Annotated in this window: 15 protein-coding genes; 5 read left to right on the plus strand and 10 right to left on the minus strand. The window is 55.7% G+C overall.

Going from position 1 to position 16884, the window contains the following annotated elements:
• Window positions 1–44 precede the first annotated feature (44 nt).
• The 4 genes from nrdD to treR all read right to left on the minus strand — a co-directional run bounded on the left by nrdD (window position 45) and on the right by treR (window position 6839).
• On the minus strand, window positions 45–2183 hold the full coding sequence (nrdD, locus tag V6940_RS19850) for an anaerobic ribonucleoside-triphosphate reductase (protein ID WP_333497028.1): 2139 nt from the start codon (window positions 2181–2183) through the stop codon (window positions 45–47).
• Between the two features lie 395 nt (window positions 2184–2578).
• Window positions 2579–4222 (minus strand): alpha,alpha-phosphotrehalase, encoded by a 1644-nt coding sequence (gene treC / locus V6940_RS19855; protein WP_333497029.1) that lies wholly within the window; start codon window positions 4220–4222, stop codon window positions 2579–2581.
• Between the two features lie 54 nt (window positions 4223–4276).
• The gene (gene treB, locus V6940_RS19860; protein WP_185669153.1) at window positions 4277–5698 is read right to left on the minus strand and encodes a PTS trehalose transporter subunit IIBC; all 1422 of its coding nucleotides are present in this window, start codon (window positions 5696–5698) and stop codon (window positions 4277–4279) included.
• A gap of 193 nt (window positions 5699–5891) precedes the next feature.
• The gene (gene treR, locus V6940_RS19865) at window positions 5892–6839 is read right to left on the minus strand and encodes a trehalose operon repressor TreR (protein WP_333497030.1); all 948 of its coding nucleotides are present in this window, start codon (window positions 6837–6839) and stop codon (window positions 5892–5894) included.
• Between the two features lie 355 nt (window positions 6840–7194).
• Here treR and mgtA point away from each other — a divergent pair, with 355 nt between their 5' ends.
• Window positions 7195–9903 carry a magnesium-translocating P-type ATPase gene (gene mgtA, locus V6940_RS19870; RefSeq protein WP_333497031.1) on the plus strand — a complete coding sequence of 903 codons (2709 nt, stop codon included), beginning with the start codon at window positions 7195–7197 and terminating at the stop codon, window positions 9901–9903.
• A 130-nt stretch (window positions 9904–10033) separates the two neighbouring features.
• Here the strand turns inward: mgtA and ridA are convergent, their stop codons facing one another.
• The 4 genes from ridA to V6940_RS19890 all read right to left on the minus strand — a co-directional run bounded on the left by ridA (window position 10034) and on the right by V6940_RS19890 (window position 12044).
• Window positions 10034–10420, minus strand: a complete 387-nt coding sequence (ridA, locus tag V6940_RS19875) for a 2-iminobutanoate/2-iminopropanoate deaminase (protein ID WP_333497032.1) — start codon at window positions 10418–10420, stop codon at window positions 10034–10036.
• Window positions 10421–10493: 73 nt separating this feature from the next.
• Window positions 10494–10955, minus strand: coding sequence for an aspartate carbamoyltransferase regulatory subunit (gene pyrI / locus V6940_RS19880; RefSeq protein ID WP_123651198.1), 462 nt, complete (start codon window positions 10953–10955; stop codon window positions 10494–10496).
• Window positions 10956–10967: 12 nt separating this feature from the next.
• Entirely contained in the window at window positions 10968–11903 is a 936-nt protein-coding gene (gene pyrB / locus V6940_RS19885; protein WP_333497033.1) for an aspartate carbamoyltransferase, read from the minus strand.
• Between the two features lie 36 nt (window positions 11904–11939).
• Window positions 11940–12044: a pyrBI operon leader peptide gene (locus V6940_RS19890; protein WP_072351778.1), complete on the minus strand. Its 105-nt coding sequence runs from the start codon at window positions 12042–12044 to the stop codon at window positions 11940–11942.
• Between the two features lie 263 nt (window positions 12045–12307).
• Here V6940_RS19890 and V6940_RS19895 point away from each other — a divergent pair, with 263 nt between their 5' ends.
• Window positions 12308–12760 (plus strand): YhcH/YjgK/YiaL family protein, encoded by a 453-nt coding sequence (locus V6940_RS19895; protein ID WP_185669164.1) that lies wholly within the window; start codon window positions 12308–12310, stop codon window positions 12758–12760.
• 170 nt (window positions 12761–12930) lie between these two features.
• On the opposite strand, the gene argF is transcribed toward V6940_RS19895, so the two are convergent.
• On the minus strand, window positions 12931–13935 hold the full coding sequence (gene argF, locus V6940_RS19900; RefSeq protein WP_333497034.1) for an ornithine carbamoyltransferase: 1005 nt from the start codon (window positions 13933–13935) through the stop codon (window positions 12931–12933).
• A gap of 160 nt (window positions 13936–14095) precedes the next feature.
• On the opposite strand from argF, the gene rraB reads away from it, so the two are divergent.
• The 3 genes from rraB to V6940_RS19915 all read left to right on the plus strand — a co-directional run bounded on the left by rraB (window position 14096) and on the right by V6940_RS19915 (window position 16285).
• Window positions 14096–14518 carry a ribonuclease E inhibitor RraB gene (gene rraB, locus V6940_RS19905; RefSeq protein ID WP_035892780.1) on the plus strand — a complete coding sequence of 141 codons (423 nt, stop codon included), beginning with the start codon at window positions 14096–14098 and terminating at the stop codon, window positions 14516–14518.
• Window positions 14519–14570: 52 nt separating this feature from the next.
• Entirely contained in the window at window positions 14571–15329 is a 759-nt protein-coding gene (miaE, locus tag V6940_RS19910) for a tRNA isopentenyl-2-thiomethyl-A-37 hydroxylase MiaE (protein WP_333497035.1), read from the plus strand.
• A gap of 125 nt (window positions 15330–15454) precedes the next feature.
• Window positions 15455–16285 carry a topoisomerase II gene (locus V6940_RS19915; RefSeq protein WP_333497036.1) on the plus strand — a complete coding sequence of 277 codons (831 nt, stop codon included), beginning with the start codon at window positions 15455–15457 and terminating at the stop codon, window positions 16283–16285.
• 26 nt (window positions 16286–16311) lie between these two features.
• Here the strand turns inward: V6940_RS19915 and V6940_RS19920 are convergent, their stop codons facing one another.
• A complete protein-coding gene (locus V6940_RS19920) occupies window positions 16312–16812 on the minus strand; it encodes a GNAT family N-acetyltransferase (protein WP_333497037.1) in 501 nt (166 codons plus the stop codon).
• Window positions 16813–16884: the final 72 nt, after the last annotated feature.

Consider the following 16884-nt stretch of genomic DNA (forward strand, 5'->3'; position numbering starts at 1 on the left):
CCCTGAGGGGAGAGGGTTAGGGTGAGGGGACAAACCGCTCGAACTTAACCGAGCTGCCCGTTACCCAGGTGCTTAACGCGGCGTTTCACTTCTTCCTGCTTACCGGCGTTGAACGGACGGGCGTCCGGGCTGCCGAGGTAGCCGCACACACGGCGAGTCACGGAGACGCGCGCAGCGTCGTGGTTACCGCATTTCGGGCAGGTGAAGCCTTTGCTGGTGCACTCGAACTCACCGGTAAAGCCGCATTCGTAGCATTCGTCGATTGGCGTGTTGGTACCGTAATACGGCACGTGCTGATAGCTGTAATCCCACACGTCTTCCAGCGCCTTCAGGTTGTGCTGAATGTTCGGGTACTCGCCGTAGCAGATGAAACCGCCGTTAGCGATTGGCGGGTAGGCCGCTTCAAAATCAATCTTGTCGTACGGGTTCACCTTCTTCTCCACGTCGAGGTGGAAGCTGTTGGTGTAGTAGCCTTTGTCGGTAACGCCTTCAACAAGGCCGAACTCGGCGGTGTCCAGACGGCAGAAGCGGTCGCACAGGTTTTCACTTGGCGTGCTGTACAGGCTGAAGCCGTAGCCGGTTTCGTCTTTCCACTGGTCAACGGCATCGCGCAGGCGCTGAACAATCGCTACGCCTTTCTCACGCAGCATCTCGCTGTCGTACATATGCTGGTTGCCGAACAGCGCGTTGATGGTCTCGTGGATACCGATGTAGCCCAGAGAAATAGACGCACGACCGTTTTTGAAGATCTCAGAAACGTCGTCGTCCGCTTTCAGACGCACGCCGCAGGCACCTTCCATATACAGGATTGGCGCAACGCGAGCTTTCACCCCTTCCAGACGAGCGATACGGGTCATCAGCGCTTTACGCGCCAGCACCAGACGTTCGTCCAGCAGTGACCAGAACGCGGCTTCGTCGCCTTTCGCTTCCAGCGCAATACGTGGCAGGTTGAGGCTGATAACGCCAAGGTTGTTACGGCCATCGTGAACCTGTTCGCCGTCCTCGTTTTCCCACACGCCGAGGAAGCTGCGGCAGCCCATCGGGGTTTTAAACGAACCGGTGACTTTCACTACCTGATCGTAGTTGAGGATGTCCGGATACATGCGCTTGCTCGCGCATTCCAGCGCCAGCTGTTTGATGTCGTAGTTGTCATCGCCCGGCTTGTGGTTCAGGCCATCGCGAATGGCGAAGACCAGTTTCGGGAACACCGCGGTTTTGCGGTTCTTGCCGAGGCCCGCGATACGATTACGCAGAATGGACTGCTGAATCAGACGGGATTCCCAGCTGGTGCCAAGGCCGAAACCAAAGGTCACGAACGGGGTCTGGCCGTTAGCGGTATGCAGCGTGTTGACTTCATATTCCAGCGACTGGAAAGCGTCGTAGCACTCTTTCTCGGTACGCGAACGGGCATACTCTTCCGCATTCGGGATCTGCCACTCGTCGGCGGTTTTACGATGCTTGTTGAAGCTGGCGGTCACAAACGGTGCCAGCACTTCATCGATACGGTTGATGGTGGTGCCGCCGTAAATGTGGCTAGCCACCTGTGCGATGATCTGCGCGGTTACCGCGGTAGCGGTTGAGATGGATTTTGGCGGCTCGATCTCCGCGTTGCCCATCTTAAAGCCCTGAGTCAGCATGCCTTTCAGATCGATCAGCATACAGTTGAACATCGGGAAGAACGGCGAGTAGTCGAGGTCGTGGTAGTGGATAACACCGCGCTCGTGCGCCATCACCACGTCGTGCGGCAGCAGGTGCTGGCGAGCGTAGTGCTTAGCGACGATACCGGCCAGCAGGTCGCGCTGGGTCGGGATCACTTTACTGTCTTTGTTGGCGTTCTCGTTCAGCAGCGCCGAGTTGGTCTGCTCAACCAGGCCGCGAATTTCCTGGTTCAGACGACCGCGTTTTTCGCGCTGGCTGTCGCGGTCGTGGCGATATTCGATATAGGCACGCGCGAGCTGCTTGTACGGCCCGGACATCAGCTGGTTCTCAACGGCGGTCTGAATCACGTTGATATCAACCTGCGCCTGGCCCTGCATTTGTTGGCTAACGATTGCTGCGACGGTGGCGCAATAGTCTGCGTCATCGACTCCCGCTGCTTTAGCTGCACGCAGAATTGCTTCTTTGATGCGCTCTGATTTGAACGGCACTTTACAGCCATCTCGTTTCATCACATGCGGTGTCATGATCACTCCAATTTTATAAGTACGTTATAAGAACAGGTTATCCACAGAGGCGGGAAAACGACGATTGGCGTAATCACTCCATTAACCAATACTTTCCCTCGTGTGCGGCCCAGGTTATCCACATACCGACTATCTTTTTGGTGATTATCATTGTTGCAATGATAGTCGATAAATACCATATGTTGGGCCGGGACGCATTTTAAGTTCTATATGTAGTGATTTGCATCAAAGATGTTTGCGCTTTTATTGATTCAGAACAAAGTAAAAATGCAAGAGTACAGATGGCAAGCGTTGAGGGTAATGTAAATTTTGCTGCTCAAGAAGTGTCCAAAAAAGGACCGAAAAACAGCGTGATGCGAAGGAGCCCGGCAGCAGGGCGCTACCGGGCCGGAGGGTTAACGCTGAAGCCACCAGATAGCTTCAAACGGACGCAGCGTCATGCCAGCAGGGGTGTCGTAGTTGCTCATCAGCACCTCGCCATCGGTGGAGCCAGCCGGTGGCTCCCAGGCCTGCGGCTCGCCGCTGAGGTTGGCGGCGACCAGCAGCGTTTGCCCCTGCCACTGACGGCGGTAGCACCACAGCGACGGGTGCTCAGGCAGCAGATCCTGATAGTCGCCCCAGGTCAGCACCGGTTCAGATTTACGCAGCGCAATCAGCTGTTGGTAGGCGTAAAACACCGAATCAGGCTCTGCCAGCGCGCGTTCGGCGTTGATCTCAGCATAGTTGTGGCTGACGCCAATCCACGGTTTGCCTTCGGTAAACCCAGCGTTAGGGCTAGCATCCCACTGCATTGGTGTACGGCTGTTATCGCGGGATTTGCTGGCAAGAATCGCCAGTAGCTCGTCGGCGTCTCGTCCCTGCGCCAGCAGCTCGTTATACATGTTATGACTCTCCACGTCGCGGTACTGCTCAATCGTCGTGAAGTGCGGGTTGGTCATGCCAATCTCTTCGCCCTGATAGATGTACGGCGTGCCCTGCATCCCGTGCAGCACCATCGCCAGCATCTTCGCAGCGGTGACGCGGTGTTCACCTTCGTCGCCAAAGCGCGAAACAATGCGTGGCTGGTCGTGGTTACACCAGAACAGCGCGTTCCAGGCGCGGTTGTGCATTCCCTGCTGCCAATGGTTAAACAGTGATTTCAGCGCCACAAAGTCCGGGCGTGCCAGCGTCCATTTCTCGCCGCCAGGGTAGTCCACCTTCAGGTGGTGGAAGTTAAAGGTCATCGACAGCTCTTTACCGTCGAGAGAGGCGTACTGCTGGCAGTTTTCAAGCGTGGTCGAGGACATCTCACCGACGGTCATCAGGCCGCGCGGGGTAAAGACATCACGGCTGAACTCCTGCAGGAACTCGTGGGCGCGTGGGCCATCGGTATAGAAACGGCGGCCGTCGCCCTGATGGTCGTCCGGGAAACTCTGGTCTTTGGAAATGACGTTGATGACGTCGAGGCGCAGACCATCAACGCCGCGATCGGCCCAGAACTCACAGACCTTTTTCAGCTCGGCGCGTACCGTCTCATTTTCCCAGTTGAGATCCGCCTGCTCGGTGGCGTACAGGTGCAGATAGTACTGGCCGCTGGCTGCGTCCCATTGCCAGGCGTTGCCGCCAAACTTCGAGCGCCAGTTATTCGGCGGCGTGTCCGGCGTGCCGTCGCGCCAGATATAGAACTGGCGGTATGGGCTCTCTTTGTTCAGCGACTCTTTAAACCACGCATGATGGGTGGAGGTGTGGTTGAGCACCATGTCCAGCACGATGCGAATCCCGCGCTTATGCGCTTCGGCAACCAGCTGGTCAAAATCGTCGATCGTGCCGTAAGAGGGGTCGATCTCGGTGTAGTTGGCAATATCGTAGCCGTTATCGACCTGCGGTGAGACGTAGAACGGCGTTATCCAGATGGCATCAACGCCGAGTTTTTGCAGATAGTCGAGACGTGAGGTGACGCCGCGCAGATCTCCCGTTCCGCTGCCGGTCGTGTCCTGGAAGCTTTTCGGGTAGATCTGGTAAATCACGCCGTTTTGCCACCAGTGAGGTAGTGTATTCATTCGGTTGTCCTCTAATAAGAATCAGGGGCGCAAGTGCGCCCCGAAGAAGGTGTGTTACATGACGGGCAGCGTGCCCTGACGCTCTTTGCGTTTGTAGACCATCACCGTCAGGAGAATCGGTACCACGATGGTGATAATCATCGCGATGCTGTAGACGCCCCAGAAGGTTGGCTTAATCGACAGGATGCCCGGCAGGCCGCCGACGCCGATACCGTTCGCCAGCACGCCGTACAGGCCGCACAGCAGGCCCGCGATGCCGGAACCGATCATCGCGCAGAGCATCGGGAAGCGGTACTTCAGGTTGATCCCGTACATGGCCGGTTCGGTCACGCCGAGGTAGGCGGAGATCGCCGCCGGAACGGAAATTTCACGCTCTTTGGCCTTACGGCTGCAAATGATAATGCCGACGACGGCAGAGGCCTGCGCGATGTTCGACAGGGCAATCATTGGCCACACCGGGGTGCCGCCCATGCTCTGAATCATCTGCATATCAATAGCCAGCGTGGTCTGGTGCACACCGGTGATTACCAGCGGCGCATACAGGAAGCCGAACAGCGCGGCGCCAATCGGTGCGAAGCTGCCGGTCAGCAGGTGACGCACGGCGAAGGCCACACCGTCGCCAATCAAGCGGCCGAATGGCCCGATAATCGCGTGAGCGAGGAATACCGCCAGGATCAGTGAGCACACCGGTACGATAACGAGGTACAGGTAGTCCGGTACGATGCGTTTGAGGCGTGTTTCAATAAAGCCGAGGGTCAGACCCGCCAGCAACGCGGGGATAACCTGCGCCTGGTAGCCGACTTTAGCGATGGTAAACAGGCCGAAGTTCCACACTTCTGGCACCTGCTGACCCAGCAGATAGGCGTTCATCAGCTGTGGGGAAACCAGCGTGACGCCGAGCACGATGCCGAGGATCGGCGTGCCGCCCATTTTCTTCACCGCAGACCAGCAGATACCGACCGGCAGATAGAAGAAGATAGCCTCACCAATCAACCACAGGAAGTCATAGATGGTTTGCAGCGACGGGTGCATCTGCGCCAGCGTCTGCCCGTTGCTCATCGGCAAGTCGCCGATTACGTTGCGGAAGCCTAAGATCAAACCCCCGCTGATCAGCGCTGGTAGCAGCGGGAAGAAGATCTCAGCGAAGTGCGAGATCATCTGCTCGTGCCATTTCATATTCTGGCGAGCCGCCGTTTTGGCCTGCTCTTTATCCGCGCCGGTCTGGCCGGTGGTGGCCAGCAGCGCCTGGTAGTAGTCGCCCACTTCCGTGCCGATAACCACCTGGAACTGCCCGGCGTTGGTGAAGCAGCCTTTGACCATCGGCAGCTCTTCGATAGCTTTCGGGGAGGCCTTGGCCGGATCGTTAAGCACAAAGCGCAGGCGCGTGATGCAGTGGCTGACGGTGGCGATGTTTTCGCGCCCGCCAACCAGCTCGATAAGTTTATCGATGTTCTTTTGGTCTATTTTTTTGCTCATGATAGGGCCTTAAAACAGAGGTGATATCTCCCCGATACCGCCACTTCAGACGCTCTTTTAAGCAAGCGATCTGACGGACACAGGATCGAACCGTTATTAATACGTTGAATATTAGCGTAACGGGTTTGCGGTTTCGGGAAAATGGGAACGTTCCCGAAACGCTGCGGCGATCACATTAAAGCTGATGTTAAGCTTAGGACAGAATGGCGGGGATCACGATCTGATGCGGTTCGCTTCGACCGCTGATCTGGGCGATAAGCTGCTCTGCGGCGCGGTGTCCCGCCTCGGCGTAGCCGGGATCGACGGTGATAATTTCCGGGTGCAGGAACTTGGTCAGCGGCGTATTACCGACGCTCGCCAGCTGGACGTTGTCGATGCGCTGCTCCTGCAGATACTTGCTCACGCCAAGGGCGAGGGTGTCTGTCGCACAGATAAGCGCGGTGGTCTCTGGAGTGATAACCTGGCTTGCGAAGTCATAGCCCTGCTTCATCGCCAGGCCCGGCAGTGCGGCGACCGGTGTAAGCTTGTGGCGTTTGCAGAACGCCTGATAGGCATCGTGACGACGCTGCCCGGTGGTGACGTCTGAAGGGGGAACGCCGAGGAAACTAATATGGCGATGGCCCAACTCGAACAGGCGCTGCATGAGCTGCGTAATCGCCCCGGTGTCGTCATAGCAGACGGAGGCAAAACCGTTGGCATCACGAGCCATCAGCACCAACGTCGAGTGCCAGTCGCCCAGAATCGCTTCGGTCACGCCGGTAAAGCCAAACAGGATCACGCCGTCAATATTGCGGCGTTTCAGCATCGCCAGATGTTCGACCACTTTTTCCGGCGAGAACTGGCTTTCCATCATGATGGGGTCATAGCCCTGCTCGTAGAAGGCGGGCAGCATGGTCTGTACCGCCAGATTTTCCGACAGCGAGTCCAGACGGGTGACAATAATCGCCACTACCTTATCGCTCTGCCCACGCATGGCGCGCGCGGAGCGGGAAGGGGAGAAGCCGTGCTGCGCCATCACTGCTTCGACGCGTTCGCGGGTACGGTCGCTGACGCCGCTCTCGTTATTCAGCACGCGGGAGACGGTTGATTTCCCGACACCGCTCAGGCGAGCGATATCTTTAATAGTCAGCCGATTTTCCATAATAGTTGCCCCGCGTGAATATTTTATGCCGTCTACCTGATGGTTGACGTACCGTTGAATTGCCTGACGTTATTATATCGCTCTAATTGTCACAAACCTTATGAATTTCTGCGTATAATCCGCGGCGTTTTCTATTATCAATCTTACCGGAGGCTGTATGGATCCCGATCCCACCCGTCTCTCCAACTGGAGAGTAATTTTCCGGTAAGCCAGCTTCTCGCTGCCTTGCCGATGATGTGAGGCAGTGACACGTCTTAATGTCCCTGCAATAAAAATGAAGTGCCTTTACGGTACAGATTGACTGTGCCCACAGGCCTATCTGCGGTTGCCCCCGGCGACTGCGGAGGACTTTTGTATGCTGAAAAATTTAACACGGCAGCTGTTTGCGCAGCTTGGCCGCCATTTGCCGCGCCGTCTGGTACAGCGCGATCCTATGCCTTCTCAGCAGAGCGTTGCTCACACGCCTATTCCGCCATCGCTCAGCGAACAGTGCCTGAAAATGGCGCACCTCAGCGAACAGGCGCTGTGGGAAACTTTTAATACTCATCCGGAAGGGCTGAACGCCGCGGAAGTTGAGCTGGCGCGCGTTGCTCATGGCGAAAACAAGCTGCCAGCGCAGCAGCCGCAGCCGTGGTGGGTGCATCTGTGGCTCTGCTACCGTAACCCGTTCAACATCCTGCTGACCGTGCTGGCCGCCGTCTCTTACGCGACAGAAGATCTGTTCGCGGCGGTGGTCATTGTGCTGATGGTGGGTATTTCCACGCTGCTGAATTTTGTCCAGGAAGCCCGCTCGACCAAAGCGGCAGACACCCTGAAAGCGATGGTGAGCAACACCGCGACGGTGCTGCGCGTTATCAATGACAAGGGCGAGAGCAGCTGGGTGGAACTGCCTATCGACCAGCTGGTGCCGGGCGACATCATCAAACTGGCGGCGGGGGATATGATCCCGGCCGACCTGCGCGTGATTCAGGCGCGCGATCTGTTCGTGGCGCAGGCATCGCTGACCGGCGAATCCTTGCCGGTTGAGAAAGTGGCGCATACCCGCGAGCCGGATCAAACTAACCCGCTCGAGTGCGACACTCTGTGCTTTATGGGCACCAACGTGGTGAGCGGCACCGCGCAGGCGATGGTGATTGCCACCGGAGCCAACACCTGGTTTGGGCAACTGGCCGGTCGCGTAAGCGAGCAGGAAAGCGAGCCGAACGCCTTCCAGAAAGGCATCAGCCGCGTCAGCATGCTGCTGATCCGCTTTATGCTGGTGATGGCACCTATCGTGTTGGTGATTAACGGCTATACCAAAGGCGACTGGTGGGAAGCGGCGCTGTTTGCCCTCTCCGTCGCGGTGGGCCTGACCCCGGAAATGCTGCCGATGATCGTCACCTCGACGCTGGCGCGCGGGGCGGTGAAGCTGTCAAAACAGAAGGTTATCGTTAAGCACCTCGACGCGATTCAGAACTTTGGCGCGATGGACATCCTCTGCACCGACAAAACCGGTACGCTGACCCAGGATAAAATTGTGCTGGAGAACCACACCGATATCTCCGGCAAGGTGAGCGAACGCGTGCTGCAAACCGCGTGGCTGAACAGCCACTACCAGACCGGGCTGAAAAACCTGCTGGATACCGCGGTGCTGGAAGGGGTGGATGAAGTGGCGGCCCGCGAGCTGTCGACCGCCTGGCAGAAAGTGGATGAAATCCCGTTTGATTTCGAACGCCGCCGCATGTCGGTGGTGGTGAGTGAAAAACCGGATGTGCATAAGCTGATTTGCAAAGGGGCGCTGCAGGAGATCCTCAACGTCTGTACGCAGGTCTACCACAACGGCGAAATCGTGCCGCTGGATGAGACCATGCTGCGCCGTATCCGTCGCGTGACCGATACCCTGAACCGTCAGGGGCTGCGCGTGGTGGCGGTGGCGAGCAAGTTCCTGCCAGCGCGTGAAGGCGACTATCAGCGTATCGATGAGTCCGATCTGATCCTCGAAGGCTATATCGCCTTCCTCGATCCACCGAAAGAGACCACCGCACCGGCGCTGAAAGCGCTGAAAGCGAGCGGCATCACCGTGAAAATTCTCACCGGCGACAGTGAGCTGGTGGCGGCGAAAGTGTGCCATGAAGTGGGTCTGGATGCGGGTGACGTGATTGTCGGCAGCGAGATTGAGCACCTGAGCGATGATGAACTGGCGAAGCTTGCCCAGCGCACCACGCTGTTTGCTCGCCTGACGCCAATGCATAAAGAGCGCATTGTGACGCTGCTGAAACGCGAAGGGCATGTGGTGGGCTTTATGGGCGACGGCATCAACGATGCGCCAGCGCTGCGCGCGGCGGATATCGGTATTTCCGTGGACGGTGCGGTAGATATCGCCCGTGAAGCGGCGGATATCATCCTGCTGGAAAAGAGCCTGATGGTGCTGGAAGAGGGGGTGATCGAAGGTCGCCGTACCTTCTCGAACATGCTGAAGTACATCAAGATGACCGCCAGCTCCAACTTCGGTAATGTCTTCAGCGTACTGGTGGCCAGCGCCTTCCTGCCGTTCCTGCCAATGCTGCCGTTACACTTACTGATTCAAAACCTGCTGTACGATGTATCCCAGGTGGCGCTGCCGTTTGATAACGTCGATGACGAGCAGATTCGTAAACCGCAGCGCTGGAACCCCGCCGATCTGGGCCGTTTTATGGTGTTCTTCGGGCCAATCAGCTCTATCTTCGACATTCTGACCTTCTGCCTGATGTGGTGGGTATTTAAAGCCAACACGCCAGAAATGCAGACCTTGTTCCAGTCCGGCTGGTTTATTGAAGGGCTGCTGTCGCAGACGCTGATTGTGCATATGATTCGTACCCGCCGCATTCCGTTTGTGCAGAGCCGCGCTGCGTGGCCGCTGTTTGCCATGACGCTGCTGGTGATGGCGATTGGTATCGCGCTGCCGTTCTCGCCGCTGGCAAGTTATCTGCAACTGGAAGCGCTGCCGCTGAGCTACTTCCCATGGCTGGTAGCGATTCTGGTTGGCTACATGACCTTCACGCAGATGGTGAAAGGGTTCTTCACTCGCCGCTATGGCTGGCAGTAATCGGTGAGGGCCCCGGGGTCACTACGTTCTTGCTTACTGTAGCCCGGCCAAGCGAAGCGCCGCCGGAAAACCCACCGCACTAAAACAAAAAAGGCAGCCATTGGCTGCCTTTTCTTCATACTGCGTGTAATCAGCGACGTACGGCAATCGCTTCGATTTCAATCTTCACGTCTTTCGGCAGACGTGCCACTTCGACGCAGGAACGCGCTGGGAAGGTGGCATGGTGCTCGGTGAAGAACGCTTCGTAAGTGGCGTTAACGGTCGCGAAATCGTTAAGATCTTTAACGAATACGGTGGTTTTCACGATATCGCCCACTTTCAGGCCAGCGGCCTCAACGATAGCTTTCACGTTTTCCAGCGACTGACGCGCCTGAGCAGAGACGTCTTCCGGCACGCTACCGGTTTTCGGGTCTACCGGGATCTGACCGGAAGTGATGATCATACTGCCCAGGTCAACGCCCTGAACGTATGGTCCGATAGCTGCTGGTGCATTTTCCGTCGCAATAGTTTTGCTCATGATATCTCCAGATGAACTGCAGTATTAAGGTGTTAGCCATTATAGAGAGGCAACATTTCAATACCAACCGCAATTAGTTGGCCAGCACCACATAATGAGAAAACTCTTTTTCACAGTATTTGCATTTGAGCGCAACGTCATCGGCACGTTTTTTCACTGCGAAGCTAGAGGAAACGGGTTCGGCATGGCTGATGCAATTGCTGTTCGGGCATACCAGCACGCTCTCGATGCGTTCCGGCAGGCTCGGGCGAGATTTGCCCACCACTTCGTAGTTATCGATGCGGTTCACGGTCGCCTCTGGCGCGTACAGCGACAGTTGGTTGACCTGCTCATCGGTCAGGAAGGTGTTTTCAATTTTAATCAGGTCTTTACGGCCCATCTCACCGGACGGCAGGTTCAGGCCAATGGTGATGCGCTGGTCGGTTTCGGTCAGCTTGAACAGGGTCAGCAGCTTAAAGCCAACCTGGGCCGGGATATGGTCAATTACGGTGCCGCGTTTGATGGCTTCTACTTGTAATTTGTTGTCGTGTGTCATCGTCATTTCCCCTTACAGAACCAGTTCGCTATTCAGTACCAGTGCCAGTAACGCCTGGCGGGCGAAGATGCCGTTGCCGGCCTGTTGGAAGTACCAGGCGTGCGGCGTTTTATCGACATCGGTGGTGATCTCATCAATGCGCGGCAGCGGGTGCAGCACCTTCATGTTATCGCGCGCGCCAACCAGATCCGCCGCACGCAGGATGAACTGCGCTTTGACGTTGGCGTATTCGGATGGGTCGAGGCGCTCTTTCTGCACGCGGGTCATGTAGAGAATATCGACCTCTGCCATCACCTCATCGATGGAGCTATGCAGGCTCCAGACGATATCTTTCTCGTCCAGCATATCGAGGATGTACTGCGGCATCGCCAGCGCGTCCGGGGCGATAAAGTAGAAGCGGTTACCGTTAAATTTCGCCAGCGCCTGGGTCAGCGAGTGGACGGTACGGCCGTACTTCAGGTCGCCGACCATCGCGATGTTCAGGTTCTCCAGGCGGCCCTGAGTCTCCTGAATGGTGAACAGATCCAGCAGCGTCTGGGTCGGGTGCTGGTTTGCGCCGTCGCCGGCGTTCAGTACCGGAATGTTGCCGGAGAACTCGGTGGCCAGACGCGCCGCGCCTTCCTGTGGGTGGCGCATCACGATGGCGTCGACGTAGGTGCTGATGACCGAGATGGTGTCGGCCAGGGTTTCACCTTTCTTACCGAGCGAGGTATTGGCGCTGTCGGAGAAGCCAACTACGCTGGCCCCCAGACGGTGCATGGAGGTTTCAAAAGAGAGACGGGTGCGCGTCGAGGCCTCGAAGAAACAGCTGGCGATAACCTTGTGCTTCAGCAGCTCCGGCTGTGGGTTCGCTTTCAGGCTGGCGGCGGTCGCCAAAACCAGTTCAAGGTCTTCGCGGCTGAGATCGTTTATGGAAATGATGTGTTTTTGATACAGCGGATTAGCCATGGTTATCTCCTGACGACGGCGCAAAAAAAAAGCCCCTTAAATAAGGGGCTTTACGAATACGGATGCTACGGAAAGGAAAAACGGCAGGCCAGCGTCTGTTTTCAGACGCGGTAAGACGCGATGTCGTACACACTGAACCATAATTCCTCCCGGCAAAACGGGTGGCATTATACGCAGCTTTATCTGGCAATCAAGCGTCTGATTCACATTTTAATCAACGAAAACGATTCTCATGGAATAAGTATTCTATTTTTGTGCGTATAAATTCAACTTTTATGCAGGGTAGCAAAAGTGTGCGCTAAACCAGCAGGATGGCAGAGTCATGATAAAAAGTACTGGTATGGTATCGCGAATTTACGTATAACAACTGAAAATTGAAACATTGTTTTATTTGTGGAGTCATCATGATTATTGGCAACATCCATCACCTCCAGTCCTGGCTGCCGGAAGAGCTGCGTCAGGCTATTATCCACCTTATGGCGAACGTGACCGATGCTACCCCGGAAGGGAAATATGACATCGACGGTAACCGCCTGTTCTATATGATTTCTGAGAACATGACCGAACCGTTTGCTGACCGTCGTGCGGAGTATCATGCGCGTTATCTGGATATCCAGGTGGTGCTGAAAGGTCAGGAAGGGATGGCGTTTAGCACCCAGCCTGCTGGCGAGCCGGACACCGACTGGCTGGCGGATAAAGACATCGCGTTTCTGCCGGAAGGTGTGCAGGAAAAGATGGTGGTGATGAGCGAAGGTGACTTTGTGGTCTTCTACCCAGGTGAAGTCCACAAGCCGCTGTGCGCGGTGGGGCAGCCTGCGAAAGTGCGTAAAGCGGTTGTGAAACTTCTGGTCGAATGACGAACGGTAGGCCTGATAAGCGGAGCGCCATCAGGCACAACGGTGCAGATTGCCGGATGGCGGCTTCGCCTTATCCGGCCTACACCAATCGGTAGCCCGGACGAGGCGCGATAGTGCCGACTCCGGGGCTTTACCGGCGTCGCTGCGCTCGGCCGGGCTACTGGTTGAGTTTATTTGCTTAGTGTCGCGACCATCACTGCTTTGATGGTGTGCATCCGGTTTTCCGCCTGATCGAACACGATGCTGGCCGGAGATTCAAACACCTCATCGGTCACTTCCATCCCGCCATGCATGCCGTATTCAGCGGCCATTTTCTTACCTACGGTCGTCTGGTCATCATGGAACGCAGGCAGGCAGTGCAGGAATTTCACCTGCGGATTGCCGGTCAGCTTCATCATGGCGCTATTCACCTGATAGCCGCGCAGCAGTGCAATACGCTCTGCCCACTTCTCTTTGGCTTCGCCCATCGATACCCACACGTCGGTGTAGATAAAGTCCGCGCCCTTCACGCCTGCGGCAATATCTTCCGTCAGGGTCACGTTGCCACCGTTCTTCTGCGCCAGCGCCTTGCATTCCGCCACCAGGCTCGCTTCTGGCCAGCATTCCTGTGGTGCCACCAGACGCAGATCGAGGCCGGTTAACGCTGCGGCTTCCAGCATCGAGTTACCCATGTTATTACGCGCATCGCCTGCATAAACCAGCGTCATTTCATTGAACGCTTTACCCGGCAGGTGTTCCTGCATGGTCAGCAAATCGGCAAGCAGCTGGGTCGGGTGGAACTCATCGGTCAGGCCGTTCCACACCGGCACGCCGGAGTACTCGGCCAACGTTTCCACCACTTCCTGGCCGTAGCCACGGTACTGGATGCCGTCGTACATGCGGCCCAGCACGCGAGCGGTGTCTTTAATCGATTCTTTGTGGCCAATCTGGCTGCCGCTGGAACCAAGATAAGTGACGCGAGCGCCCTGATCGTATGCGGCAACTTCGAAAGAGCATCGTGTACGGGTTGAGTCTTTTTCGAAGATGAGCGCGATGTTTTTACCGGTCAGGTTCTGCGACTCCGTGCCGCTTTTTTTATCCGCTTTTAGTTTTGCTGCGAGCTGCAGCAGGGTGGTGATTTCTGCAGGGGTAAAATCGAGTAATTTTAAGAAGTTCTTTTTATACAGAGTAGACATAATTCCCTCACCTGGCTCAAGCCACTTATTGAATTAAAATTCACTTTATATGGATGAATATTCATTTGCAACCCCAATAACAAATCTTTATCGGAAAGGTGGAGGCAATGGCAACGGTATGTGACAATAAGAGTATCAGCCACATTATGAGGAACGAGCCATGGCAAACCCTGAACATCTGGAAGAACAGCGCGAAGAGACCCGTCTGATTATTGAAGAACTGCTGGAAGACGGCAGCGATCCTGACGCGCTGTACACCATTGAACATCACCTTTCCGCAGACGATTTCGAAAGTCTGGAGAAAGCGGCGGTAGAAGCGTTCAAGCTGGGCTACGAAGTGACGGAACCGGAAGAGCTGGAAGTGGAAGAAGGCGACACCGTGATCTGCTGCGATATCCTGAGCGAAAGTGCGCTGAACGCTGAGCTTATCGACGCTCAGGTTGAGCAGCTGATGAACCTGGCTGAGAAGTTCGAAGTGGAATACGACGGTTGGGGAACTTACTACGAAGACCCGAACGGCGAAGAAGGCGATGATGACGACGAAGATTTTGTCGACGAAGAAGACGACGGCGTTCGCCACTAAGTCATCTCATACCCTACGGCAGCGCCCGCTGTCGTAGGGCAAGGATTTTGGTATGGATTACCCGCAAATACTCTCCCCGGTTCTCAACTTCCTGCACTGTAAAACGCCTCAGGCGTGGCTTGATAAAGCCCGTGATCCGGCCAATCTTCCTCTGCTGCTGACCGACCATTTAGTCTGTGAGCTAAAAGCGGCGCAAACCGCGATGCTGCTGGTGCGTAAATATGTAGCGGATAAAGAGGGGGCGCAGGCGCTGCTCGACGGGCTGAAACCGTATGAGGCCTTTACCTTTCGCGACGGCGTTGAGCCGGACTTTACCGCGCTGCATAAGCAGATTGGTAAAAGTGTGATGCCGCAGACTGACGACCCGTGGGGGCGACAGCTTATCGACAGCATGGTGCTGCTGATAAAAGAGGAGTTGCACCACTTCTCGCAGGTGCGTGAAGCGATGCTAAAACGCCATATCCCGTACGTGAAAATCACCGCTAGCCGCTATGCCAGGGGGATGCTCAAAGCGGTACGAACTCATGAACCTCTTACGCTGATTGATAAGCTGATCTGCGGGGCGTACATCGAAGCCCGATCCTGCGAACGGTTTGCCGCGCTGGCGCCGTATCTTGATGATGATTTGCAGGCGTTTTACCTGTCGCTGCTGCGTTCTGAAGCGCGGCACTATCAGGACTACCTCACGCTGGCGCAGCAAATCGCTGACGGCGATATCAGCGAGCGGGTGCGTTTCTTTGGTGAAGTGGAAGCCTCGCTCATTTCCACGCCTGACGTTGAGTTCCGCTTCCACAGCGGCGTGCCCGCCTAGTTTATCTCAGCTTCCGGCAGAAAAATCTGGTGGCTGGAAATACATCACTTTTGCCGCAATAATCGACATACATTACGGGAAAGTATAATTCCCGGCATATTTATCGATTTGGCTAAGGATAATCAATGAACTGGGCACACGTATTACAGGCGGGGTATATCGGGGCGGTTATCACCATCATCGTTGGCGTATTTCGCAAAAAAGGTTGGATTGGCAAGGTCGCAGGTGGTGTGATTTTTATCGTTGCAATCGTTGGCTGGAATCTGTTCGACGTGCACTACCTAATCCCGCGTGAAAACCCGGACTATGGCCTGAGCGAAGCGCAAAAGTTTGAAAATGCGATGCTGACGATGCCGGTTTACCAGTTGCTTAAAGCGCAAGAACCCGCGCTTTGGGAGCGTATTCGTAATCAGGCTGCGCAGATGAAAGAGGCGGGGAAAAGCGAGCAGCAGATCATCGATGCTATCCAGCCACAGATTCTTCAACTACAAATGGCGCGTTTGCAGCAGGCCCCTGATAACAATGTTATCGAGTACATGAAGATTAACCTCGAACAGATTGCTGCGGTGAAGAACGTGGGCGACGACGAATGTTTTCGCTTTCTGTTCCCTGCGGTAAAAGGGGGGATTAACCCGGTTCGTCTCATACCTCACGAGATTATGGAACAGCGTATGGCGAGCGATATGGCGATGATGCATGCTGCCTATGGCCCAGATAAACATACGGTCACGGCGGAAGAAAAAAAGTTAGCGCTGGAGGATCTGCAAGCTATCAGCCCGGGGCTGGTTCAGCGCTATGGGCCGGATATTCAGATTATGGCTGAACCGAGCAAAGGGGTGGGTAAAGAGAAAATGGCTTGTGAAATGGTACAGGATCTCTGGACTCAGGTTCTCAAGTTGCCGACCGCGCGCGCCGCCGGCGTAATTCGCTTCACGCTCTCTGCCGAGATGCAATAAGGTAGACCGAGCCCTTCTGATTCCTCTCAGAGGGGCTTTAACATCCGTACTTCACAATCGACATGCCCGGTGCAGCCCAGCGGCTCGGCGATATGTTCGAATCCCAGATGTTCATAGAGACGAATGGCATCTGTCAGAAAAGCCGTGGTCTCAAGATAGCACTGCTTAAAACCCTGCTCGCGGGCGTAATCAAGCGCCATCAGCGCCAGCTTTTTCGCCAGTCCTTGACCGCGAACGCTCGGCAGAAAATACATCTTTTGCAGTTCGCAAATTTCCGGCTCGCTACAGCCTAACGGCGCGATACCGCCGCCACCGACCACCTGACCATTCTGCTCAACCACCCAGTAGGCCGCGCCAGGCTGGCTATAAACCTGATACAGCTCGTCCAGATTGGGGTCGGCCACCGTGTAGCCTTTATCGGCGGTCAGGCCGTGCTCGGCAGAAACCTGGCGGATAACGTTGGCAATGGCGGCGTTGTCGCTGGCGGAGATTCGGCGTAGCGTGGAGGGTAACTGCGTAGCACTCATTTTATTACTCAATCAAACGATAAATTATCATAGTCATATTTGATACCATCCTCTTTTCGAACATGCAAGACA

It is taken from the genome of Kluyvera sp. CHPC 1.251 (genome assembly GCF_036759945.1).
In the GTDB taxonomy this organism is placed as follows: domain Bacteria; phylum Pseudomonadota; class Gammaproteobacteria; order Enterobacterales; family Enterobacteriaceae; genus Kluyvera; species Kluyvera sichuanensis.